The sequence below is a fragment of the Tissierella sp. P1 genome (assembly GCF_002266425.1).
Lineage (GTDB): Bacteria > Bacillota > Clostridia > Tissierellales > Tissierellaceae > Tissierella > Tissierella carlieri.
Genome location: NZ_NPMN01000009.1, coordinates 102,657 through 129,284, shown reverse-complemented (window position 1 = coordinate 129,284; position 26,628 = coordinate 102,657). Strand labels below are relative to the sequence as shown.

The following is a 26,628-nucleotide window of genomic DNA, read 5'->3' as shown; positions in this document are numbered from 1 at the left end:
TTTGAAAAGAACTTTGTCAGTTTTACTAGCTATTGTACTTCTACTCCCTAGTTTTACTTTTGCTGGTCCCTATGATGATTTGATTGATAATGCCAGAGTTTTTCAGATGGGTATAATGGGACAAGGCAGAATTGATTTAGATAAGAAGATTAGTCGAGAGGAACTGGCTGCCATTGCTGTTAGACTAAAGGGATTAGAATATATGAAGGATTTCCAAAAACAATCTACTCCATTTAAGGATGTAAAAGGCTGGTCTGTTCCATATATAAATATTGCCTATGATATGAAATTAGTAAATGGAGTGAAAAAGGATTTCTTTAATCCCAATGGCAAAATCAGCTATGGGGAACTTCTAACTGTATTGATGAGAATTCTAGGCTATGAAGATGGTGTAGACTTTAAAAAATATCCTGAAGACTATTATTCTAAGGCTTTAGAAATAGGTCTAGGAAATCTCTATATTCCTCATGATGAGGTTGTGACTAGAGGCATTGCTGCTGCTACTATTAATAAGGCATTGGATTTGAAGATGAAAAATAGTGATAAGAATCTGTCTAGCTTACAGGGCAGTTATTATATAAATATACCAGGTACAAGTCCAAATGCAGAAGATTATATAGTAGATAATAAAGTTTATATGAGAGATTTAAACTTTAATACTACTATTGTAGGAGTTTTTTCTGGGGTGTTAATGGGTGTAAGTGATTTCTCTGAATACAAGGTTGTTCTATTATCTAAGTCTGATAAGATTTTGGATTCTATGATATTAGGGAGAAATGGAAAGTTTTCCATTGAAAACTTTGATATTAGCACTTTAAGTAAATTGCAGGGATATAAATATGAGATTTATTCTCCCAGTGGAAATTTAATTCTATGGGATAATTTAGACTAGGAGGTGTTTATGTGAAAAGGATATTTGCTTTTGTTTTAAGTATAATTATTTTACTCAGCAGTTCTATTAGCTTCGCCGCTCCCGGAGACTTTATCCATACTGGATTAAAGAAGGGTTATAATATGAAGAATGCAGATGATAGAGCCGCTCTAATAAGAGATTTGAAGAATGGGGATGTTGATGAAAAGCTTTTTTATCGTGAGATAGAAGGCGGAAAATATATAAACATAGTTGAGGAAGAAGACAAACAAGAGGCAGAGTTGAAAAATCTTCTTTCAGCTGAAGGTGTAGATACTTCTGATCCCAATGCTATAGAAGCATTTCTTAAAAATCCTAATAATACTGAAATAGTTCGAGATATAGGTACAGCATTAGAGAAAGTAACTACTAATAACTCAAAATCATTTGATGATATTGATGATGCAGACAAAGGTTACATTGAAGATTATTTCAAAAATATATATGCTCAGAGGCTACTGACTCCTAGTAATTATTCTATACCTGTACCCGGCTCCAAGGATAATACTGCTAAGATAGTAAATTTAACTTTTCCTTCTGGTTCTGGAGCTACTAGGTGGATGGTTAAGGTTGGGGATAATTCCTTTGGACCATTTGAAATTAACAAAGAAATCACTGATGGAAAATCATATAATTCTGGCACAGATATTGAAGCTGAAATAGATAAATATTTACTTCTAGCCGCTGTCGACGCCAATGCTAGAATAAAGGCCTATGCTAGTATCAAGATTACCAATGAAATGGTAAGGGCACCTAAGGTTGAGGCTGAGAAAGATACAAGTATAACAGCTACTTTAAATAAAGCTACAAATAATTCAGGGTCTACTACAGTTAGTGGACTTACAGGTGATTGGAAATTAGCCGTATTAGATACTATGCCTGATAAGGTTTATGAAACAGAGAAATTTAATTCCGTTGATTATGCAGATGGTATGGAGCTTAGAGTTGCCAGTGATGAAGAGTTGGACAATATGTCTGGTGACTTTAAGAAATATATTATTATCTATAGTGAGAAGGATGGGAAGATAGATAAGTATAATATAGTTGAAGTGACTTCAGATAAGGTATCAAATGCCTTTGAAGCTGAAAAACTTATTGCTGGAAATCATTATTCAATTCCTGTAAAGGGTAATTCCGCTGGCACTACTAAAATAGAAGAACTATCTGGGTTAAAAGATTTTGGCGCTTCTAAGTGGATGTATAAAGTAGGTGCTAATTTAACTGCTCCTCTATTGGATAGAGTTATAAAGGATAGTGTAGACTATGGAGCTGGAGAAGATATATCCATTGGTATAGGTCAAGATTTAATGATATTGGCTACTGACAGTAATGGACAGGTAAAAGCTTACGACATAGTTAAAGAAATTACTGAGGATAAAATAAAAAATCCTTTGGCAGAAGAGCTTAAGGAAACTACTCATTACACTAAGCCTGTAAAGGGTTCTACTGTAGGTACTACTGCATTTGGGTTCTTGAAATATTCTGGTATTTCTAGTTGGAAATATGTAGTTAGTAATGAATCCATATCAGCACCTGAGCTAGGTAGTAGTCTAGAAACTGGTACGCCTATTAATTTGGTTAGCGATGCTAGCGACAATATAGAAGTGGAAAAAGATGAGAATAAGTTAAAGGATGATAACGGATTTAGAAAATATATGATGGTGTATGGGTTAGATGGAAGCGGTAAGGTCAAGGTATATAAGAGTTTCATCATGAATGACTCCAATGTAAAGATGCCTGCTGCTAATTTACTTGAAACTCCTAAGAACTATTCCATCCCTGTAAAAGGTAATACTCCTAACACTACTAGAATAGCAACCTTGAACCACACTGGATTAAGCAGCACTGGATTTAGATATAAGATAATAGACGAATCATCTATGGATATAGAGTTTAACCAAAAAATTGATAATATTCGTGAACTTAGAGCCAACGTAGATATAACTACTACTGTAGGCAAGAATTTATTGATATTAGCTGTAGATAGTTCCAATAGAACTAAGGCTTATAATATAATTAAGCTTGACTTCGATAATGTAAAGGCTGGAAATGCACCTTTACTACAACCTACAACAAATTATCAAGGTCCTGTACCTGGTGATGTAAATAACAGTACCAAATTTACTTTCTTAAACCTACCAGCAGGCGCTAATAAATGGGTTTATAAAATTGGTATTTCTAGCGTTGGTACACTTGAATCTGGTGCTGTCCTTGGTGGAGATTATGAAGAATATACACCTTATGAAGATATTACTGGTGTATCCTCAGAGCAATATTTATTGTTAGCAGCAATAAGTAATGATAATAAAATAATTGCCTATAGAGAATTTAGATTAAATGATAATGAGGTGAAAGGTAGTACTGCTCCTCTGCTAGCTGAAAAGGCTTATCTATTGATGAAAGGCGATAATCCTAGTACGACTAAGCTAAAGCTTGAACCTCTAGGTCTTGAAAATCCTTTATCTATTGGATGGAGATATAAACTAGTAGATACTAAGCCTACTGAAGATACTAAGAAGCCTTATTTAAACCAAATAGTATCTGATACTACGACTTACAATGTAAACTATAGCACTAAAATTGGTCCTGACATTGCTGTAACCAAGATTGGCAGCTCCTATGGATATATATTGCTTCTTGCTACAGATTTTGCTGGTAGGACTAAAGCATATGAATATATTGAAGTAACTGCTGATAATGTGAAGGAACATGCTCCTACTCTTAGTGGTGTTAATATTGTTGAAGGTTCCACTATTGATTCTGCTAAGGTCATCGGACTAGCTACTGGGAAAGAATATAGATATTTAATCAGCAGCACTATACCTACTACTCCTGCCTCTGGTGATACTTTACCTTCTGGAGTTGAGAAATATATTCCTGATACAACAGAGGTTAAAGTTAATATTGGTAAGTATTTGACCTTATATGAGATTAATAATGATGGAAAAATCATTGGATATATAACATTCGAAATTGTCTCCGTAAAACAAGGACAAGCCGATTTATCGGGCGAGACTCTCCTTGAAGGCAATATTAAAAATGGAGGATCTAAAGTTATTGTTAAATTAAGTAATGCTGCTACTTGGGCTGATGTAGTAAATAATAAATCTATAAGAGACAAGTTATTCAACGGATTTAAGGCTGATAAAGAAACTAGTGAATGGTCTAAGGTTGTCTCTGCTATGGTAGCTGATGGCAAGGGTGCTATTAATCTTAGTGGAGATACAGTTACAATTCTATTGCCTCAAACTTTAAACTATGATATTAAAGAAGAACAAAAAATATCTTTAATTATACCTGCTGAAGCTATAGAGGGAGCTATAAATCCTATAGCCGCTACTGGAACTATAACTATAAAGCCTACTATAGGCGCTACTATCTCTGGTGATGTAGTAAGCAGTACCGTTCGACAATCTGATATTAAATCTGGCGGCAAGACCATAGTAGTTGAATTGGCAGATGGTATATGGAATACGGATGTAAGTGGAATAATAGATGGATTTAGTGGTGGGACTAATTGGAGTAAGATCCTTAATGAAGTAAAGACTAATGGGAATATAGTCAGAAACTCTGGTACTAAGGTGACTATTACCCTTCCCCCTGTAACTGATGTGGATTTTGGTACTACTAAAGAAGTTATTTCACTGACTATACCTAAAAGTTCCAATCTAATCCAAGGTGCAACTGAAGACGTAATCGCTAGTCCAAACTTTACTCTATATCCTGATATATTACAGGTTGCTGGCAAAGCTGCTGATGAAAAAGATAAAGTCACTTTAATGGCACCTGATTATAGAATCATAGATACTAAGAATGATACTTGGGTCATTGATGTAACCGTTGGCACTCTAAAGGATAACATAACCAACAATGATATAATAATCGCTGGTCTTCCTAAAGGACTTGTGGCTACTGTATCTAAAGTTTCAACTAATGCTATAGAAATTAAAGTATCTGGTACTGCTTCCACTACTTTAACTAGTGATACAACAATTAAAGTAAAAATTAAAGGCATTGCTGTAACAGAGCCTAACTCTGTTGATTCTGATGAAATAGAGTTAAAGTTGATTAAAGGCGGATCTATAATAGGAGAATTAAATAATGTAGGAATAAATGTTGTAGATAATAAGCTGACTAATACTAATGAGAATATGCAATATAGCTTAGACTCAACCAATGGAGTTAATGGAACATGGTATGATGCTTCTAGTGGAACTGAAACTACTGTTACTAGCGGATTTAAAGCTGGTAAAGTCTATGTAAGAGACAAAGATAATATTAAGGTATTTAGAGAAGTAGCTGCTCTAAGTCATCCTAAAGCACCTGTAGGAATTGATCCTTACACATTAAGTGTAAATTACACTACAGATAAGAAAGAAGTCGAATTAAATGGATTTGAAGCTGGAATATTCGATTTCAGTCTAGATGGTGGTAGTAATTGGTCTAAACTTGATACACCTAAGATTATTTTAACTAAGGACTCTGATTTGAGAGTTAGATATAGTGCTAATGAAAATAGCTTGCCATCATTAGCTACTGGAAAATTAAATGGATTGTATCTAGGTAATGTAACTATGAATGTTGGGGCAGGTAAAATTATTGGTACTACTACAACTATGGAATATAGTTTAAATGATGGAGATACTTATACTACAGCTAAGGCTAATGAAACTCCTGTAAGCTTCGTAAAGGATGGAACAGTGATCATTAGAGAAAAGGCTAGACCTTTAAATAAATACACAGTTGGTATTGTAGGTATCGTCACAAGTCCTACTAAAGAAAGTATAAGTTTTGACATTCTAGCTGGTACTATTACCGATACAGGAAAAAGAGGTCTTCAATATAGAATAGGTAACGATAGCTGGAAGGATTTATCCTCCACTGACCCGTCAACAGCAGTAGATTTTAAGCAAGGTAACTTGAGGTTAGAGCTAAGGGAGATGCTGATAAGCTTCCTTCTGAACCTGTTGAATTGGCAATCATAGCTAATCCCGCTTCAGCTCCTGAGTTAATTGCTGATGATTTTACTAAAAATATTAGTTATTGGAATGGTAGTAGTGAATTATTATTAGAAGATGCTTCATTAACAGATGTACTTGAATATAATATAAATGGCGGTCCTTGGAAAACTAATACTACTTGGACCAGTGATAAAGTAACTGATTTAATAAAAAATGGAAATCCAAGGATAAATGTAAGACATAAGGCTAAAGCTGATACCTTACCTAGTTTGACTAAGACTATAAGTTTTACAGGTAATCTAACTTTTGAAAATGTAAAACTTAATGTAGTAGAAGGAAAAATTGAAGGCACTACTACTGCTATGCAATATAGTATAGACTCCACTGATGGATTAAATGGTACATGGATCGATGCAAAAGCAAGCACTACAACTATATCTTTTACCCAAGGCATGAAAGTTTATATTAGAGAAAAGTCTAAGCCTTTAAATTGGCATGAACTTAGTAGTGGTATTGGTGTTGAAGCTGCTATTACTACTGGAGATATTGCTTATAGTATAGTTGAAGGTAGTATAACTAACAAAAGCTCCTCTCAAATTCTTGAATATAGAATAGGTACTGAACCTTGGAAGTCAATTGATAGATCTAAAACAGTTTATGGAGTAGAATTTAAGGCTGGAACATTACAAATTAGAGCTAAGGGTACTGAAAGTACTTTACCTTCATCAGTTATCAGTGTGACTATAAAGGCCAAGGCTTCAGCTCCACAGCTTAAATATGATGATACCAAATATACTATTGAAAAAATAGGTTCTTCTGAAGGGGTAAGCTATGAATATAGTATCAACGGTGGATCATGGATTTCAGGTAATACAAATACTCAATTTGAAGGTGGCAATGTAGTACTTGTGAGATTGAAAGCTACAGATGAACTACTTCCTAGTTTAGAGCAAAAAATTACCTTTACACATAATCTGGATTTAGGAAATGTTATATTAAATGTTGGAAAATCCCAGCTTGAAAATACCAGTACCTCAATGGAGTACAGCATAGATTCTACTAATGGAGAAGATGGACTATGGTTCCAATGTACTGCTACTACAACAAAGATTGACTTGAAACCTGAAGCAATTGTATATGTAAGGGAAAAAGCTAAGCCTAGAAATTCATTGAAACTAAGAAAAGATATGGATCCAATTAAGAAAAAAGATTTCATCAATGGCAATGTTATTGTAAATAGTAATTTAGACTATAATCTTCAGAAAAGAACTATTTCCATTAACGGTGTAGATGCTGGAAATAAAGAAGCACTACAGAATATAGTAAATGATTTACAATACAGAATAGACAATGACAATTGGATAAATGTTGATTATGTGACTTTAGTAAATGGAGAAACTATATTAGCATTTAATGTAAACTTTGTTGCAGGAAATCTAGCGTTTAGACTTAAAGGCGATGAAAATACATTGCCATCTGATAGTATTTTAAAGTACACAATCAAGGCTCCGATTTCAGCACCTAATGTGTCTGTAGGATTTGATTTAGCTAAGTACAGAAATAGTATTAATGGTACTATAACTAACTTAGAATATAGCTTCGGACCAAATGGACCATGGATTGATGGAGTGCATTTAGATAGCGAAGATTTAGCAGGTAATGTATATGTTAGAACTAAGGCTAATAAGAATACTCTTCCTAGCTTAGTTAAAACTTTAGAATTTACCCCTGTTCTAAATCTAAAGACTATAAACCTAAGCACTCATATAAAGCCACTTGAGTTAAATGGTACTACTACTCAAATGGAGTATAGAATAAATGGTGCTGAATGGAAACCTTGCTCTGAAGGCAATACTCAGCTAAAGAGAATGGATGACTCCGATCTAAATGATCTTTCTGTTGTAAACAAAATTGAAATTCGTGACAGTAAACAACATGGAAATACTATTATAGTATATCCATAACCATAAGTTAAGGCAGCTAGGAAATCCTAGCTGCCTTTTTATTCCACAAATCCTTTCACTTTTCCTCTAAGGATTAACTTTGTCAATCCGTTAGTCGGTCCATCTACATAGGTTGGTAGTCCCTTCTCCTTTAATTTATCTGGTAGATTTGTCTTTGCTCTGTCTTTATCTAATATTACTCCTACATGGGGGTGCATTGTAACAAAGTCCAATATTTCCTCATCTGTGTAGTTCTCCTTTGTAGGATTTAATATTACCTTGTTAAATCCCCTATATGTTACTGTTAAATATTGACGGAAGTTTTTTATTTCCACTATACATCTATCTATTAGCATTGGATATTCTGTAAAAGCTTTGACGAATACTTTAGTATCTGGCTCTCCATGACGCAGAATAATGTATGCATCTTCGTGTTCTTCCATCCATTTTATAAGATCCTCTATTGTCATTTGACTTTGATCTTTTTTCATTTTTAGTCCTTTAAATTCTTCTAAAGTCAACCTTCTATCCTTTGGGTCTTCAAAGAGATTGTTATAGTACCAATACCAATCCTTCAATAAGATTATCCTATCATCTGTAGTTAATTCTATATCCACTGCTAATAGCCTACGTCCTTTATCATAGGCCTTATTCAATTCTTCTAAGGAATTAAAATAGAACGAATCTATCTTTTTATCCTTTAATATTTCCGCTTCTGTTAAAGCCTCTAAATCTACTTCTCCATTATTCTCTATATAATATTTCAATAAGTTTTTCTTTAGTATAAAGTCTGAGTTATTGATTTCTTCAATTATTTTATCATACATGGAACGAAATTTATCCTTATCTATTTCTTCCCTTGTATTTAAGCCATAGGCCTTGCTATGGTCAAATAATCCATCTCTTGCCATTACAAACATTGTATCCTCAGATATAAATGACCCTTTTAATAAATATGTTTGTGGAAATACATAGTTTTTGTCTTCATAATTTGTCAAATCTCTTCCAAGCATTAAGCCCTTTTCATTTTTATATCCCATTATATTTAAAATAGTTGGGTAGAAATCCATGGGGCTTCCTACTGTAGAAATGGTTTCATGAATCTCCCCTCCCGGCACATGAATAATAAGTGGTATATTCATCATAGAATCATAATCATATTTATATCCTAGAAGCTCTGTCATCATATTATCTACTTCATTATCTCCGCTTTGTATTGCAAAATGATCTCCATACACAGCAATAACTGTATCTTCATATAGCCCTTCATTCTTTAATTCTTCTATAAATTTACCTATTTCCTTATCTGCATAATGTATTGATTGTAGATAATTACCTAAAATTGTGCCTTCATGCTCTGGCTTAATTTTTAGCATTTGATATTCTTCTGGAATATTAAAAGGTGAATGAGATGTAAGGGTTATAATAAAGGCGTAAAATGGATTATTATCTATACTATCTAATTCCTTTAAATATTCTATATTTTGCTTAAAGAAGTCTTCATCTCTTATTCCAAATCCAATAGTCTTTTCAAATTTATAATCCTCTTCAGATATAAATCTTTGGAAACCTTGACTCACATAGGCTTTTTCTCTATTCCAAAATTCCTTTTTATATCCATGCATAGCCCAAGCAGTATAGCCTTGATCTCTCAACAACCAAGGAAGACCATAAAATGTATTATTCTCATATTTGGTATAGCTAGGCTCTTCCAAGGATGGATGTAAAGAATTGTGACTTACGAATTCCGCATCAGAGGTATTACCCCTACCTATAAGCTGATAATATTTATCGTAATATACGGAAGATTTATCATTCATTAATCTATTTAAATTTGGTGTAATTTCTTGATTATTGTAATTCAAATTTATTACAAAATTTTGCAATGCTTCTACCTGTAGTACTATAAGGTTTTTATTTTTTCCTATTCCAGTTAATTTACCATCTTTTAAGTTTGTACGAAGTTTTATTGACTCTAAGTCTTCTTCTGTAAATATAATATTTCCTTCATTTTTAGAGGAATTAATATTTTTAGCTATATCTGTAGCATGAAAAAAATATGGTTCTTGTGCCATTAATGATTCTATTTGTCCTATAGTATTGCCATGAATTATTGCGAAAGCAAGAATCGTAAATATTATATGATTAATGTAAGGGACAAAAGCGGAAGTTTTTTTTATCCTTTTTAAATTAATTTTCTTGGAATATGCTAAAATAAAAATTAGTATAGGTATATCTAATATGATTAATAGATTTTTTATATTTATCAGGCTTTTTATATTATCTCCCACTGCTGTAAGTTGCTTAGCCTGTCCTAACATTGATACAGAAGGTAATGCATAGAATTGACTATAATAAACTACATCTAGAAACATTATAAATGAAACTACACTATAAAAAATCATTATAATTAGATTTTTATATTTTAGCTTTGTTTGATTAATTAAAGATATAATCCCTATTGTGGTCATGGACGTTATGATTAATATTAAAATTTTATTAAATTCAACATTGGTAATATTTAAAAATAGTATTGTTTTTAGTATAAATAAAATTGATAAAATCATTTCTGCCTCCAAACTAATACAATAGGGGACGATTAATTCCGTCCCCTTGTTTATTTAATTTTTAATAATCCTATTTTAATATTTCTAATGCCTTTTTTAACTGCAAATCTTCTTTTTCTGTGTTCTCTACTTTTATATCTGGCTCTATTCCCTTTCCATGTATTGAGGTCTTATTTGGAGTTAGATATTCTGATGTTGTTAACTTTATTAAACTTCCATCTTCAATAGGCAATAGAGATTGTACTATACCTTTTCCAAAGGTTTTTGTCCCTACTAAGGTTCCTGCTTTTCTATCCTTTATGGCTCCTGCTACTATTTCAGATGCAGATGCTGAATTTTCATTTACTAATACTACTAATTTGTATTTTATTTTCTCAAGGGTTGAAGTATATGTCTCTAATGGTTGATTTTTTGCCCTTATATGAACTACATCACCCTTTGGCACAAACAATTTAGCTATTGATATTGCCTGTGTAAGCTGTCCTCCAGGATTATCTCTTAAATCTAATATTACCTTTGTTACATTTTTATTATCAAATTCTTGAAGTGCTTTCTTTACTTCTTGGGTAGTCTGTGTATTGAATTCATCTATTTGTAAATAACCTATTTTGTTTTCTAAAATTTTATAGTGTACAGGTGTGATTGAAATTGTGTCTCTTACTATTTCAATTGTTAAGATTTTCCCTTCTCTTTGAATACCTAGTTTTACTTTTGTATCCTTCGGTCCTTGTATCATACTGGATACTTTTTCTAATCCAAGATCTTTGATATCTACATCATCTACTGATACGATTAGATCATCTTTCTTTACTCCAGCTTTTTCTGCAGGTTGGCTTTTAATAATATCTCTTACATTTATATATCCGTCCTTTTCTTCTATGTGTATGCCAATTCCACTAAAAGTACCCATTAGGCTTTTATATACACTAGCTGACTCCTCTACTGTATAATAGTTACTATAAGGGTCTATGGATTGGAGCATCCCTTTTAATGCCGCTTCTATTAGCTTACTCTCATCAACTTCAAATGGATAAGAATCTTTGACATATTCTAAGACTTCTTCGAAAAATATTAAATCCGCCTTTAATTCTGGTGGGCTACTTTGTGTTTCTGCTAGTGCAAAGCTTGGGATAATTAATGTTAAAATTAGGGCAAAGATTATAATTTTAGATTTATTTTTATTCATTTTATTGCCTCCTTTTAGTTAGCACCTTTGAGCCTTATTCTTATTATTTTACAGCATTATTGTATTGAGGTCAACTATGGAACAAAGAACTAAAATAGAGGTATATAAAAAATAAGTCAGGAAAGATACTTCGCTCTATCTTTCCTGACTCTTCCTATTTATCTTACTGCCTTTAATTTTGCTATATCAAGGGCACTTTTAGTCGTCACTATTTCTAATATATTAAAATCATTACGCAATTCTTTTACCTCATCATATACGGATTGTATCTCTGTTTTTAGTTCTTCAACTACCAGTTCAAGGTCTTCCTTCGTTGCCATAGTATTCTTTATTTCTTGTAGTTCTGCCTTTGTTGCCATTGTGTCCCTGAGTTCTTGGATTTCTTCCTTTAATTCTGTTCTTACTCCTTGGATTTCTTCCTTTAGCTCTGTTTTTACGTTCAACACTTCAGCATAAAGTTTTTCTAGTAAGTCATAAACTTTTTCATCCATATAGATTCTCCTCCTCGTTTATCCTTAAATAGATTATATCATTTATAGATTACTTTATACAATGAAAAAATTAAGGACATTCCTCAGCAAGATAGATTATCCCGCAAAGTTCTGTCCCTTAATCTTAAATCAATTCTCTATTTACTATTTCTGTAACTACAAATGTAGCCACATCTTCTGCAAAGGAACCTGTGCCGAAGCCTGCGTCATAGCCTAGTTCTTTGGCTAATTCGTGGCTGATTCTTGGACCTCCGCATGTAAGTACTACTTTATCTCTGATACCTTCTGCTTCTAGTAATTCTACTAATTGTGTAAGGTTTGGTATGTGAACATCTTTTTGTGTAACTACTTGTGATACTAAGATAGCATCTGCATTTAGCTCTATTGCCTTCGCTACTAACTCTTCATTTGGTACTTGGGAGCCTAGGTTATATGCCTCTACTCCTTCATATCTTTCTAGTCCATAATGCCCTGCATAGCCTTTCATATTCATTATGGCATCAATACCTACTGTATGGGCATCTGTACCTGTACAAGCACCAACTATAATTACTTTTCTCTTTATATTATCTTTAATATATTGCTCTACTTCTTCTTTAGATAATACATCTACATCTACCTTTGGTACTTCTATTTTAGTAAAATCTATTGTGTGTGTGCATTTACCATATACTACGAAATAAGTATATCCTACTCCTAAATCCTTTGAATACACCACTGATGGTTCATCAAAGCCCATCTTTCTAGCTAGTTGGCGAGCTGCTTCTACAGCCTCATCTCCAGCTGGTACTGGAAGTGAAAATCCTAGCTGTACCATTCCGTCATTCATCGTATCTCCGTAAGGTTTTACTTGTGTTAAATCTACTTTTGCAATTTCCACCATTATCTGTCACCTCCAAGCATCAATTCAATAAATGGATTGAAATATCCTGAGTCCTTCTTAGCTACTCCATCTAGACCCTTTCCACCTGTACGTGATCTTTTTACTCCACCAAATTTACCTTGTTCTATAGTTTGAAATAACCCTTCTTTTTCTATCTGAGTTAGAAGTGCTTCTGCATTTTTCAATACTTCTTGGGCTCTAGTTTGAATAATTCCGCCTTCTTTAAATTCTATTTCATCTCCTAGGCCTCTTGCATTATTGAATATATATTGAGCATTTTCTATAGATAGATATCTATCCTGTAAATGTGGTGTATGAATTGCTTCTGTTAGCATTCCTAATAATTGGATACCTTGGTTGGTCATAATTGATACCATATTAAACATAGCATTTTGTACATGACCTTTAAATATATTTCCTGTCATAAATTTTGTTGGGGGCATGTATTTTAACGGTGCTTTAGGGAATATTTCTCTAGCCATTTGAGCTTGAGACAATTCTAGTAAAAATCCATTTTCTACTGTTGGGTCCATTTCAAATGCGTGACCAAGACCCATTTGTTCTTCTGGTATACCTGCTTTAATTGCAAATTGTTCATTTATAAATTGTGATGCTAATACTGTATGTGCCGCTTCTACTGCATCATCAGTGGTTAAGTAATTGTCTTCTCCAGTATTTATAATAATTCCTGCGAATCCATTGATTATTCTTGAGAAATATTGGTCTACTAAGGTTCTTTGCATATTAATATCTCTAAATAGAATACCGTATAATGCATCATTTAGCATCATATCTAATCTTTCACTAGCTCCCATTGCCGCTATCTCTGGCATACAAAGTCCTGAGCAGTAGTTACATAATCTAATATATCTGCCTACCTCTTCACCTACTTCATCTAATGCTCTTCTCATTAGTCTGAAGTTTTCTTGAGTTGCATATGTTCCACCAAAACCTTCAGTCGTTGGTCCATATGGTACGTAGTCAAGTAAGGATTGTCCAGTAGTTCTAATAACAGCTATAACATCAGCACCTTGACGAGCTGCTGCCTGTGCTTGGACTATATCCTCATAGATATTTCCTGTAGCTACTATTACATATAGATATGGTTTTTTTCCTTCACCTATTGTGCCTAGATATTCATTTCTTTTATTTCTATTTGTTTTAATTCTTTCTACTGTCTTTTCTGCTATTTCATATATTACTTCTTTTATTTTGCTTTCATCAGCAGCTGGAAGTCTTGTAATATCTATTTCTCCTGCTGCTATTTTTTCTGCTACTTCTTGAGGTGTAAGCCCTGTATTTACTACTGCATTCCCTATCCAATATGCCGCACCTCTTTCTAGTCCTCCGCCTTCTTTAATATTATCTACAACTACGTTTGGAAGAGGTTTTTCGATTTCATCTACTCCATCTATTCCTAGAAGTCTTGCTATTGTCCTTTCTGTTGCAGTTGTAGTATGAGCATCTATAAATTTTTGTACCTCATCTGCTATATTTCTAGCCGCATTTCTTGAACTTTCTATTAGTTTTTGATCAAGATTTAACTTGGACATATTTTATCACTCCTTTGTCATTTCAATTAACAATTAACAGATAACAATTAACAATTCAAAAGATTTTCTTTTGTTGTTTTAACAATAGAGTGTAATATTCTACAGATTTCTTGGCAATCTAATAAATATTGATCATGCTTTAATTTATCTAGATAACCTGTAGCAATTAATAATTGAATCCAATATTCAGTCTCATTAGCCTCTTTTAGGGAAATATACATTTTAGATAAAAAATCTCTTTTACTTTGTCCTTTAATTCCTTCTTTTACATTTGCTCCTATACTAGTTCCAGACCTTAATATTTGTTTAGACATTATAAATTCATTCTTGCCTGATAAATATTTATATATATTTATCGTATCAATTGCAAATTTAAATGTTTTATCTTCAATCAGATTATTATTCACTACATCACCTCTTTTAATTGTTCTTTGTTAATCGTTCTTTGTTAATTGTCTAAGTATTTTTCCGCCAGCTTAAGTATTTCTTCATCCAATCCCATTATTCTAGCTATATTTAATGCATCCTTAGGAACTGCAGTGTCTTTTTCTACTACTCTCAGGCTGTAGTCCATGTATTTGTTAATTATCTCCATTTTCTCATGGGAATCCATCTCTTTTGCCAAATCAAATATATTTATTTGAGATAGTCCTACTACTTGTAGGTGAACTACATTGTCTAGATTTGCTACATTATCATAATGTGTAGTTAATAGTGTTATGGAATTTTTGTCCTTTAGATAGTCAACTATTGCTTTGGATATAGCATAACCTTCCTCTGGGTTAGTACCCCTTGCTAATTCATCTATGAGAATTAGCCCTTTTCATTCGATTTAGATATGGCTTCTCCAACTATTTTAATTTCTCCGCCAAATGTAGATAGTCCTGAGTCCGTGGATTGCATATCTCCAATGGAAGATTTTATAAATTGATTTAAACCTAATTTCATTCTTTTGGCTGGTACAAATAATCCATATTGTGCCATGACTGACAATAGTCCCACTAACTTTAGACTAATTGTTTTACCTCCCATATTGGCTCCTGTAATGCAAGCTACCCCTTCTTTTAAAAATATGGATACGGGAGTAAAGCTTAATTCTTTTTCTTTCAGAAAATCAGCCACCTTTGGATGAATTCCATCGATGATTTCTATTTCATGTTCTTCTACTATATCTGGTTTTACTCCATTTATATCTAGGGCATATTTTGCTTTACCAAGGATTAAATCTAGCTTACCTATACTTGCCATATTTCTAAATATTTCTCTTCTCCTCTTACCAATTTCCTTAGAAAGATTTTCTCTTATTCTCAGCTCTTCTCTTTCTTCTTTGTCCTTTAAAATAAGAACTTCTCGTTCTAATTGATTCATTTTTTCCGTTGGCTTTATAGTAAACTTTATATTCATATAGGTTTCTGAAACATAGGTAAGATGAGAGTAGTTTTGGATTTTTTCTATTAGTTCCTTCTTATCCTTGGATATGACTACAGATGAATCAGGTCTCAGATCTAGATTTAACTTTTCCTTTATTGTATCCTTAAGTTCTTTTTTCTTTAATTTTATTTCTTTATCTGCTTCACGCTTCTTTTCTCTAATTTGTTTCAACTCATCAGAGTAGGTATCATATATATAAAATGTTGATATTCCTGTGTTTTCAGGATCTAAAAGCTTTTCTAAGGATTCTATTGGTTTAATTTCTGTATCATCAAAGATTGGTATATTATTTTTCTTTATTAATTCACTTAGGTCTCTAATTAAAAAAAGAAAGTTTTTTATCTCAAATAACTCTACTTCTGTGAGGATAAATCCCTCCATAGCCCGTCTAGTCGAGGTTCTTAAATCCTTTATATGAGCAAAGATATTGTTAAACTCCCTTCTTATCTCTTTATTGTAAACTGATGGCAAATAAGCTTCTATCTTATCTAGTTCCTCCATTAGTTCTCTTTCTCTACCTAATTCAAATGCTTTAAGCCTTCCTTTATACATCATCCATAGGGTGTAAGAGTGGATATCTTATTTAATATATATTGAAAATCTAAGGATTCTTGAGTCACTTCATCCATAAATATCATTCTATTCACCACCTAATATCAAATCCATTACTGGAATATTCTTTATATAGGATTGCATTTTAAATAAGAATTCTGCCGGTTCAAAGTAATATCCTTGGGGTGCATACGGATTTACCGTTATTCCTACTAAATTTATTTTATCCAGAACTTTGACCTTAACACCTTGCCTCATAAATTTCAGCCAATCCTTAGGATTTATAAATATTTTTGTACCGTCCGTAATTACTATCTCTATATTTTTATATCTTCTTGTTGATCTAGTTAAATCCTCTAGAGTATTTTTCACCAAAGAACCTGGAATTACTAAGTATTTTGAATCGTCTCTTAGGTGATCTCCTATTATTGCGCCTCCATTTAATGCTGTTTTTAATGGGATGATATCTACTTGATTATTTTCATTTATTACTGCTATTTGATTTTCATTTATAATATTTCTAGTGATTTCCCTTACATCATGATCTTCAATAGCTGGAAGTCCTAATGTATTCACCACATGAATTGTTTCTTCTATTACTTTATTTACATCTCTAGATAATACAGCTCCTGTAGATAAAATAGTAGCCTCTGATATAGCTGGAGCTGCTTGGGATAGCCTGTCAAGGGCTCCATCTATGATGACAAATTTGGCACCAAGATTTAACATAATATCAGAGACTGCTTTTATTTCAGAAAGGCGCTGGGGGCCTGCTATTTGAACATAGCCCCCATCCCTTACTCTGCCTATTATTATTTCACCTAAAGGTGTTCTATATTCTGTCACACTTATAATCTCTATGTTAGCATCTCCTAGATCTAGCATTCCTGTAGCTGTAGCTATAAGAGTGCCTTCTTCTACAAAGATACGCGGCTTCTCTGTTTCTGTTACTATATCTAGAGATTCTCCATCACGACCTATGGATGTAATACCAATAGAAAGCCCCTCGTCAATAGCTTCCCCTATTAAATGGTTTAATGCTACAGTCTTTCCACTATTTTTAGACATTCCTACTATAGATATTGTTTTGTACTTACCATTTATTAGTTCTAGCATGATAAAAACCCCCAGTTTTTTTCAATTCACAATTCACGGTTCACATTTCACAATTATTAGGATCTGGTTATGGAGTCTTTTTTTGCGACCTTTGATCGCTTCACTAGCTGTGAATTGTGCATTGTGAATTGTAAATTTATTTAAGCTATGCATTGTGAATTAGTCTTTTCTATGTCTTCTTTCTAGATAGCTTGGTTCTAGAGCTTTTACCTCTGGTCCTTGAAGTAGTTCTGCAACTCCTGTGATTCTGCCTTCTCTTTCACCTTTACATACAGGACAATTACATGGCTCTTCTATCATTTGTGGTTCTGTATATGTTGTGATTATACCTTCGTAGTTTCTTAATACTACCTTAGTTGGTGATTGTGATATTACATATTGAGGCATTACTGGGGTTTTTCCTCCTCCGCCAGGAGCATCAACTACAAATGTTGGCACTGCATATCCTGATGTATGTCCTCTTAATGCTTCTATTATTTCTATACCTTTTGATACTTTTGTTCTAAAATGTTCAATTCCCATAGAAAGGTCACATTGATAGATATAGTAAGGTCTTACTCTCATCTTAACTAATCCATGTACTAAGTCTTTCATTATATGTGGACAATCATTAATTCCTCTAAGCAATACTGATTGATTACCAAGTGGAATACCAGCATTTGCTAATTTTTCACAGGCTGTCTTTGATTCAGCAGTGATTTCCTTTGGATGGTTAAAGTGAGTATTTAACCAAATTGGATGATATTTCTTTAGCATGTTAACTAAATCATCTGTAATTCTTTGTGGCAATACTACTGGTGTACGACTTCCGATTCTAACTATTTCTACATGTGGAATTTCTCTTAGTTTTTTGATGATATATTCTAACACATCATCTCCTACTAGTAGAGCATCTCCACCTGAAAGTAATACATCTCTTACTTGTGGAGTATTTCTAATGTACTCTATACATGCATCTATTCTGTCTCTAGGCACTCCCATATCATTTTGTCCTGCAAATCTTCTTCTAGTACAGTGTCTACAGTACATAGAACATTGGTCTGTAATTAGGAATAATACTCTATCAGGATATCTATGGGTTAATCCTGGTACGGGTGAATCTTCATCTTCATCTAATGGATCTTCAAGGTCAGATGAGCTAATATGAGTTTCCATTAATGTAGGTACTGCTTGCATTCTAACTGGACAATGCGGATCATCTGGATCCATTAGAGATGCATAATATGGTGTAATACCTACTCTAAATTTCTCCATTACCTTACCGATGTTCTTTTCTTCTTCCTCTGTTAAGTTTATTATTTGTCTTAGTGTAGTTACATCGGTTACTCTATTTCTAACTTGCCATTTCCAGTCATTCCATTCTTCTTCAGTAACATTTTTCCAAAGCTCAATTTCACTATAATGACGCATTACTTCTCCTCCTTTATTAGGTTAATACTAACTAATTCATACTCAAAGGTCCGTCATGAAGCCTGCAATTTTATTCAATGCGCAACTTAGACAATGTATAATTGAGAAGGCAGAGAATTGGAATTAGACCCGAAAAATCTGCCCAAATAATTGTGAATTGACTAAGCGTATAGCTCTGTAAATATCTTTCTTAAGGATTCTGATTCTCTCATTAATTCTAGTGATATTGCTGCGTGGTCTTTAGTGTATCCGTTTCCTACTATCATAGTTACGTCTTTACCTACTCCTTCTGCTCCTAATGCTGCTTTTGTAAAGCTTGTAGCCATACTGAAGAAGTATACTATTCCTCTGTCTTTACAGATTAAAATAGATGACATTTCTGTATTTGGGATATTTACTGTATTGATTACGATATCAGCCATTTCTCCATTTGTAGCTTCCTTAACCTTTTCAAGGATTTCTACTGCATCTGTTGCATTTGCTTTGATATATACATCTGCTAAATTAGCATCTTTACATCTTTGTAGAGTAGTATCTCTTGAACCTATACAGATAACCTTACCTGTAACTCCTGCTCTTTTCTTTGCTTCATATAGACAAAGCATACCTGATTTACCTGTTCCACCTATAACTACTACTGTATCTCCAGGTTTAACTAATTTTGCTGTTTGAGCTGGTGCCCCTGCTACGTCTAGTACTGATAATGCTAGGTTTTCAGGCATATCTGATGGAATTACTGCATATATTCCTGATTCAAATAATATTGCCTTACCTACTATATCTACTTGATCTACATCTGGTCTTATTTCTTTGAATTCATCTATACGTAATGGTGTTAAAGATAAAGATACTAATGTAGCTATTTTGTCTCCAACTTTAAGATCAGTTTTACCTTCTAATGCCGGTCCAATTTTTTCTATTGTACCAATTAGCATTCCACCTGAACCTGTAACTGGATTTTGGTGCTTACCTCTTTCTGCTACGATACCTTTCATTATCTTTTTAATTTCTTCTATGTCGCCCTTAGCCTGCTCTTTAATTTGCGTAAAGCTTGCTGAGTCTACATTCAATGTTTGAACGTCTATAAGTATTTCGTTGTCATAAATTTCCATATCATTGTCAATTTTAAGTGCTGGTTGTGGTAAAACTCCCTTTGGTTCAATAACCCTATGAGTACCGTATGGACATCCTTTTTTCATAATTGCATTCCTCCCCAGTATTTTAAATTAAATTTATTCACTAATTAATATAATGCAATATCTATGCCAATGCCAAATCAAATGTCATTTTAAATCATAAAACGACATTTGTTAATTATATCACGATGTTTTAGCTGTTTTGGGGATTTTTTTCTTTGGAAATAAAAATTTAGAGTTGAAAAAATAGGTTTTTAATGATTTTAACAATAGAATTTGTGCCGAATATTGGGCAGTATGACAATGCACAATTCACAGTTCACAGTTCACAATTAAGGAAGCGACCGAAGGTCGCAAAAAAGACTTAAAAGCTAGACCCTAACAACTGTGAATTGTGCATTGCGAATTGTGCATTAAATCAAAGCCCTAGCTTTGACAATCTATACTGTAATGTTTGTCTTGGTATTTTTAGTAATTCTGCTGTTTTAGTTATATTATGATCTGTTTGTTTTAGAGCTTCTTTTATTAAATTTCTTTCTGTTTCTTCTAATATTTCTGAGAGAGAGGATTCGTGTAGTTCATGATTTTTCTTATGCTGTCTAAATTTATATGGAAGGTCCTCTATATCTATTATTTCTCCATCAGATATACTCATTATACCTTCAATTAAATGTTCCAACTCTCTTACATTTCCATCCCACTCATAATTATTGAATATATTTAGTACACCCTTGGATATACCTTTTACTTTTTTACCTAACTTCTCATTAAATTTATTAATGAAATAACTTGTAAGTACAGGTATATCATCCTTTCTATCTTTAAGGGGCGGGATTTCAAAAGATACTACATTTAATCTGTAGTACAAATCTCTCCTAATTTGTCTTTTCTCCACTGCTTCTTCTGGTGATATATTCGTTGCAGCAATTATTCTAACATTAACTTTAATTGTATTTGTAGCTCCCACTCTTCTTATGGTACCATCTTGTAAAACTCTAAGGAGCTTAGATTGAAGTTCTAAAGGCATAGAGTTAATTTCATCTAAAAATAATGTGCCTCCATGAGCTAATTCAAACAATCCAGGTCTATCTTCCGCTCCAGTAAAGCCTCCCTTTATAGTACCAAAAAGTATTCCTTCTAAAAGATTACCTGGAAGTGCTGCACAATTCTGTGTGATAAAGGGTTTATATCGCCTCGAGCTTGCATTGTGAATAGAATGAACAAATAATTCCTTTCCTGTTCCAGTATCTCCCGATATCAATACAGAGGCGTCTGATTCTGCCGCCTTTAGTGCAAGGGACTTCAACCTTATCATTTCTTTGTTTTCACCTACAATATCTAATAAGGTAAACTGAGCAGATTCTTTAGCTCTATCTATGGTATTCTTTTCTTTTTTATTATTATATAATTTATTTTGAAGGTCTACTATTTTCTCCGACATTTGACGTACTGTCGTTATATCCTTAGATATTTCTAATGCTCCTAAGATTTTACCTTTTGATGTTATTGGTATGGATGTATTTATTGTTGTAATTTTTTCACCTTTATAGTTAAGAAATGTTTGCTCCTTCTTATGCATGGATTCTCCTGTACGAATTACTGTGAGAAGGGTACTGGTTTCTTCTGTAAGGGATGGATATACTTCAAGTAAATGTCTCCCTATAACCTTCTCTCTTTCTATTCCATCTATGCCTTGAGCAAATTTATTATAATAAACTATTATTCCATTTTTGTCGATAATATGTAGCCCCTCTTCTAAATAATCTAGAATTTCCAATACATTTTCTCTAAAGAATAAATCTTTCATATCTTCATCCTCCTTAAGCTTAGAACCCCTCTTATATTCTGCCTAATTTTGGGCGGCATATGCCTAAAATTAGGCGGATATCCGCCTAATTCAAACTATTAATTATTATCATATATCTATTTTACTAATAATATATAAATATTACAACTAAAAAGAACACACTGTTAAAGTGTGTTCTCTAGTTTTATATAATTATTTTGCTGGAGCTTGTTGAAGTTGCTCTATTTGTTTCATTTGCATTTCCATCATTTTCATATAATCAATTGAATTATTTTCATCTACTTTAGGCATTTCTACTTTCACATCTTTACTATTTATATTGTAGCTCTTTGAAGTATAGTTGATACCTAATTTAATTATACCTTTCATTTCTGGAGCTTTTTCTCCTACAACTTCAGCTATTTGACCTAGATCTATTCTTAAGTCAATATTACCAACTTCATGAACTATATATCCATCTTTATTGATACCAAATTCAATTACTATACCTTTATCTCCTAAGATTTTAACATCTTCGTATTTATCCATGAATTCATTGAATTTTACTTTGAATTCTGGTAATTGTTTTTCAAGATCTTCTAATCCTTGTTTAATTTCAGCTTCTGCTGCTTTCTTTTCTGCTTCTGGAATAGTTACTACCTTCATTACTGCATTCATATATTCTTTTATGAATTCAACAACCTCTTTTTTATCTAAGCTATAGTTTACAGCATATTTTACAAGTTCTTTTAAGGTAGCATCATTTAATGTCAATTCATATATGTTTAACATTTCTTTGTTTACTACTTTGCTACCTTTTTCTTCAACCATTTTTATATCTGGTTTAAAATCTTTTTGGATTTCTTTCATAAACTCTGCTAATTTAGGTTGGAACTCTTTACTAAATTTCATCAATTCATTGAAATTTAATTCTTTACTTTCTTCTTTCATCATTTGTCCCATATCAAGAACTAAATATTGTTTTTCAGGATCATTTGGAACCATGGAATTCATTAACATTTGAGGCATCTTTATGATTTCTTTCATTTTTAGTTCATCAGTTGACATATCCATATCAACCCAAACATTCATAGGCATTACCATACCGCCAAAGTTCATATTCATATCTACTTGTGCTTGGCCTACTGTCTGTCCCTTGTTGTATTGTGCCTTTTGATTCATTGTGATTTTGGAATTATTTACCATAGCACTTACTTGCTCTAACATTATCTGATCTTCTTCTGAGAACCCTTCAGTTTCAAAGGTAAATCCCATTTCCATCTCAGACTCTATTGAAGTTACATCTTGCATTTTGTTAAAAGCATTGTATAGCTTTAATTCTCCGCCAACACAGCCCGTTAATGATATGGATAACGCTAATATCAATGCTAATACCGATATTTTTTTCATACAATCCCTCCTAGATTTTTTTGCATAATATTATGTATATGCTCATTATTATCATTATATCAAGTATTATCATTAGTATGCAAGTGATTTGACAAAAAAGTGACCAAGGTCATCAAAAAAACAAGGACTCATTTTTCAAAATGAGTCCTTGTTTTAAACTTAGAATGTTAAAGTGCCATTCTCATCTTTTATTATTTGCAATATTTGTTCTTCTCTACCATCCAATGCATTTATATAAATAATAAAATCAGAATCATTATATTTTCCTTTAAATTCATAGCATAAAATCTCGTTTTTTCCTTTTGGTATTATAGCTAACCTAGCAGAATCTATGTTGAAATCCACTTTAACTTTAGATCTTGCCTCGCTTTCATCTATATGCGGAGTTTCTATATTTCTCTCATGATGATTCATATAATAAGCTGATGCATCAAATCCTACTATTTCTCCTGTATCCAATGCTACTTTTACTTTAATTAAATCAGGATAAATTGTTACATCCTTTTCCTTATATGCAAAGTTAAATAAGATGGTTCCATCATACTTTAATGAATAGTTAGACTCCATATTATCAAAACCTTTTTCCTTTAAGTACTTCAATGCTTTGTCTTCTGCATTCTTTATTGATAATTTTATATTGGAAACTGGTCTTGGATTTACCATCCAAACTACTTTGCCGCCTTTTTTAGATACACCCATATATACCGCTAAGTCCTTTTGCTGATTTTGAGGATATAAATGGAATGTGTACGAAGGTATTTTAACTTCATTCATATTCTCACCTTCTTCAAATGCCTGTATATCTCTAACCCTATCTTTTCCAAAAAATTCTAGTGCTGTATTTCTGGCCTCATCCATTGATACATCATTATCTGGAAGACCTACGGGTTTTCTATTTAACATTTGATCTGAAAATGGTCCATCATATATCAGTTCAGGAGTTTTTGCCATTTGTTTATCTAATGTTACCAAAGATGTTTGAAATACCTTTTGATTTCCCTGCTCTACTTTTTTACTCTGCTTACTGCTCATTGAGCCCAGTGCGAAATTTGATTCTGCTAGACTATCATAAATCTTGGAAAGTTCACCGTTAAATGCTGCAGAGTTGGTTTGAAGATTGTTTAATGCTTCCCTTTGTTCTTTTGTTACACCTTCTCCCAAAAGATGTCTCTGTATTAAATATGATGAATAGTCTGCCGCTTGCGTTAAAAATTTCTCTGTTTTTGCTGATTCTGCATGAGTTATTGGCATCTGTCCTAATTTGTCTTTAGCAGAGAATGCTTCATTCATAATTTGTGAAAATAATACTATATTCTGCTCCTTTGAATCTGCTACTAAGGCCTTGGATAAATTTACTTGAACATTTTCTACATGCTTTTTCACATCAAAGAATAGTCTTTGGTAGTGATTTTCTAATGCTATTTCATGTTGTTTCCTAACTTGATATTGATTATATCCCCAAACAAGTGCTACGACTAATAGAAGACCTAGCAGAGTTGGTGCTATGAATCTTCGACTATCTCTCATGATTTCACCTCCTATATTCCAAACCAGTGTTTACCAATTTTTAGCGTTACCTTTCTAGACCATATCCATTTGGATGTGGCAGTGGCTGGATTCCAATAATAGAGACAACCATAAGTCGGATCCCAACCATTTAAAGCATCCCTTGCTGCTTTTATGGAATCTTTATTTGGAGTTAGATTTATTTGTCCATCAGCTACTGCTGTAAATGCTAGAGGCTGATATACTACTCCAGCTATAGTATTTGGAAAAGAAGAACTTCTTGTTCTGTTAAGAACTACTGCCGCTACGGCAACCTTACCTACATAAGGTTCTCCCCTTGCTTCACCATGAATAGTTCTTGCTAAAAGATACTCATCAGCTTTTCTATTTACACCTTGAGTCTGTGCCGCAGTTGTAGTTGTTGCCATACCTAAGGCTTTAGCAGTGGAAGGTCCTACTATTCCATCTACCTTCAAACCATTTTTAGCTTGAAACTTTCTAACAGCTCTATAGGTTCTTGCGCCATATATTCCATCTACACTGCCATCATAATATCTCCATCTGAGAAGTTTATCTTGCACTGTTCTTACATCATTCCCCTGTACTCCCCAATATAGGGTTCTAGGGCTGAATAATGAATTATAGTTCGTGGCTGTTGGCTCGTAGAAAAGAAAAACTGAAAGAAACAACATTGTTAAAGCAGTTGTGATTATAATGAATTTCTTCAAGATTATTTACTCCTTTCATTGTTTTTTCCTATAGCCCAATGATAAGTTCTCTCCTATTTTATCCCTATAAAAAGAACTTTACATCAATGGGTTTCAAGAAAAGCTACCTTAAAGATGTTTTAACAGGAGCTTCTTCTTATAACCCAATGATAAGTTCTCTATATTTTATTTTCATAAAATAACTTTACGTCAATGGGTATCAAGAAAAATTACCTTTAAAATGTTTTAATAGGAGCTTTTTCTTATTTTTAGTAAATTTCCATATTTTATACATGAAAATATTAAAACCTGCAATAACTATAATAATTATTGCAGGCTCATTATTTCCTTATATTTATTGACTTCATTTATTTTTTGTTCTTTGGTTAATTCTTCTTTCTTATTATTTTCTTTCTTATTATCTTTTTTCTTATCTTTTTTAAATTTTTTCACAATTTCTGCTGTCTTCCACTTTAATTTTAATTTTGGCTGTTCTTCTTCTAAGGTCATCTCCAATTCTTTCTCTAGATTATAAGCCACTGAATGTGTAACATCTACAAAACATAGTGGAGGAAACATTACACACCACCAATTTTGACCTTTTCCTTCTCCAAGTGTAATGAGTAATGTCTCATATTCTCCCGATGGAAGTACTAAATTTCCATACTTTCTTGTAGGAAAATTATCTTGTCCAAGGGTCACTGCTACATTATAATCTCTTCCTTCTTCCTCTATTACTCTCTCTGTTATGTACTTCATCTCTTCCATATTATCTTTTATTATTCTTCTACTTTCTCCTATAGATTTGGTATCTCTGAACTTATCATTCATTTCTTTTAATATTTCATCTCTAATTTTAAGTTTTAAAGCTTGATCTTCTTCTTTATCACTATTAGCTCTTATATGAAATCTAATAATTTCATCCTTGAAACCTTCTTTTGCTTTATTTTCTATCAATGGGTGTATTATATAGGTAAAACTAATAATAAATAAGGATAATAGCAGTATTAATTTTTTGTATTTCATATACTTGACCTCCTATTTGCTTGTCCTAGATTTGTATTATAATTCTTGCCAAAT

General features: G+C 32.8%; 19 protein-coding genes. 3 read left to right on the top strand and 16 right to left on the bottom strand.

The annotated features are described in order from the left end of the window. The first annotated feature begins 1 nt into the window (after nucleotide 1). The 3 genes from CIW83_RS08565 to CIW83_RS08555 are packed head-to-tail and all read left to right on the top strand — an operon-like array spanning nucleotide 2 to nucleotide 7,835. A complete protein-coding gene (locus CIW83_RS08565; protein WP_094900425.1) occupies nucleotides 2-892 on the top strand; it encodes an S-layer homology domain-containing protein in 891 nt (296 codons plus the stop codon). 11 nt (nucleotides 893-903) lie between these two features. After that, complete coding sequence (locus CIW83_RS08560) at nucleotides 904-5,895, top strand: hypothetical protein (protein WP_094900424.1); 4,992 nt, start codon at nucleotides 904-906, stop codon at nucleotides 5,893-5,895. Next, entirely contained in the window at nucleotides 5,883-7,835 is a 1,953-nt protein-coding gene (locus CIW83_RS08555; protein ID WP_094900423.1) for a hypothetical protein, read from the top strand. The genes CIW83_RS08560 and CIW83_RS08555 overlap by 13 nt, the downstream gene beginning before the upstream one ends. 38 nt (nucleotides 7,836-7,873) lie before the next feature. Here the strand turns inward: CIW83_RS08555 and CIW83_RS08550 are convergent, their stop codons facing one another. The 16 genes from CIW83_RS08550 to spoIIR form a co-directional block, all read right to left on the bottom strand. Continuing rightward, nucleotides 7,874-10,381 (bottom strand): sulfatase-like hydrolase/transferase, encoded by a 2,508-nt coding sequence (locus CIW83_RS08550; protein ID WP_094900422.1) that lies wholly within the window; start codon nucleotides 10,379-10,381, stop codon nucleotides 7,874-7,876. A gap of 70 nt (nucleotides 10,382-10,451) precedes the next feature. Continuing rightward, nucleotides 10,452-11,567 (bottom strand): S41 family peptidase, encoded by a 1,116-nt coding sequence (locus tag CIW83_RS08545; protein WP_094900421.1) that lies wholly within the window; start codon nucleotides 11,565-11,567, stop codon nucleotides 10,452-10,454. Between the two features lie 158 nt (nucleotides 11,568-11,725). After that, nucleotides 11,726-12,058, bottom strand: coding sequence for a hypothetical protein (locus CIW83_RS08540; RefSeq protein ID WP_094900420.1), 333 nt, complete (start codon nucleotides 12,056-12,058; stop codon nucleotides 11,726-11,728). A gap of 124 nt (nucleotides 12,059-12,182) precedes the next feature. Beyond that, nucleotides 12,183-12,941, bottom strand: a complete 759-nt coding sequence (locus CIW83_RS08535; RefSeq protein WP_094900419.1) for an OAM dimerization domain-containing protein — start codon at nucleotides 12,939-12,941, stop codon at nucleotides 12,183-12,185. Next, nucleotides 12,941-14,494 carry a lysine 5,6-aminomutase subunit alpha gene (locus tag CIW83_RS08530; protein ID WP_094900418.1) on the bottom strand — a complete coding sequence of 518 codons (1,554 nt, stop codon included), beginning with the start codon at nucleotides 14,492-14,494 and terminating at the stop codon, nucleotides 12,941-12,943. The genes CIW83_RS08535 and CIW83_RS08530 overlap by 1 nt, the downstream gene beginning before the upstream one ends. Nucleotides 14,495-14,541: 47 nt before the next feature. Next, nucleotides 14,542-14,901, bottom strand: a complete 360-nt coding sequence (locus CIW83_RS08525) for a four helix bundle protein (RefSeq protein ID WP_094900417.1) — start codon at nucleotides 14,899-14,901, stop codon at nucleotides 14,542-14,544. 41 nt (nucleotides 14,902-14,942) lie between these two features. After that, nucleotides 14,943-15,257 carry a hypothetical protein gene (locus tag CIW83_RS24305; RefSeq protein WP_255374320.1) on the bottom strand — a complete coding sequence of 105 codons (315 nt, stop codon included), beginning with the start codon at nucleotides 15,255-15,257 and terminating at the stop codon, nucleotides 14,943-14,945. A 50-nt stretch (nucleotides 15,258-15,307) separates the two neighbouring features. Beyond that, nucleotides 15,308-16,426 carry a hypothetical protein gene (locus CIW83_RS24300; protein ID WP_201259741.1) on the bottom strand — a complete coding sequence of 373 codons (1,119 nt, stop codon included), beginning with the start codon at nucleotides 16,424-16,426 and terminating at the stop codon, nucleotides 15,308-15,310. A gap of 138 nt (nucleotides 16,427-16,564) precedes the next feature. After that, nucleotides 16,565-17,593 (bottom strand): hypothetical protein, encoded by a 1,029-nt coding sequence (locus tag CIW83_RS08515; protein ID WP_235601270.1) that lies wholly within the window; start codon nucleotides 17,591-17,593, stop codon nucleotides 16,565-16,567. Between the two features lie 159 nt (nucleotides 17,594-17,752). Then, nucleotides 17,753-19,003, bottom strand: coding sequence for a lysine 2,3-aminomutase (gene ablA, locus CIW83_RS08510; protein WP_094900415.1), 1,251 nt, complete (start codon nucleotides 19,001-19,003; stop codon nucleotides 17,753-17,755). A gap of 161 nt (nucleotides 19,004-19,164) precedes the next feature. Continuing rightward, complete coding sequence (locus CIW83_RS08505; protein ID WP_094900414.1) at nucleotides 19,165-20,202, bottom strand: zinc-binding dehydrogenase; 1,038 nt, start codon at nucleotides 20,200-20,202, stop codon at nucleotides 19,165-19,167. 355 nt (nucleotides 20,203-20,557) lie between these two features. Further along, nucleotides 20,558-21,946, bottom strand: a complete 1,389-nt coding sequence (locus tag CIW83_RS08500) for a sigma-54-dependent Fis family transcriptional regulator (RefSeq protein ID WP_094900413.1) — start codon at nucleotides 21,944-21,946, stop codon at nucleotides 20,558-20,560. 192 nt (nucleotides 21,947-22,138) lie between these two features. Beyond that, nucleotides 22,139-23,335, bottom strand: coding sequence for a hypothetical protein (locus CIW83_RS08495; protein ID WP_094900412.1), 1,197 nt, complete (start codon nucleotides 23,333-23,335; stop codon nucleotides 22,139-22,141). A 159-nt stretch (nucleotides 23,336-23,494) separates the two neighbouring features. Then, nucleotides 23,495-24,862: a germination protein YpeB gene (gene ypeB, locus CIW83_RS08490; RefSeq protein WP_094900411.1), complete on the bottom strand. Its 1,368-nt coding sequence runs from the start codon at nucleotides 24,860-24,862 to the stop codon at nucleotides 23,495-23,497. Between the two features lie 11 nt (nucleotides 24,863-24,873). Beyond that, a complete protein-coding gene (sleB, locus tag CIW83_RS08485; RefSeq protein WP_235601269.1) occupies nucleotides 24,874-25,569 on the bottom strand; it encodes a spore cortex-lytic enzyme in 696 nt (231 codons plus the stop codon). A 306-nt stretch (nucleotides 25,570-25,875) separates the two neighbouring features. Then, entirely contained in the window at nucleotides 25,876-26,574 is a 699-nt protein-coding gene (gene spoIIR / locus CIW83_RS08480; RefSeq protein ID WP_094900410.1) for a stage II sporulation protein R, read from the bottom strand. Between the last annotated feature and the right edge of the window lie 54 nt (nucleotides 26,575-26,628).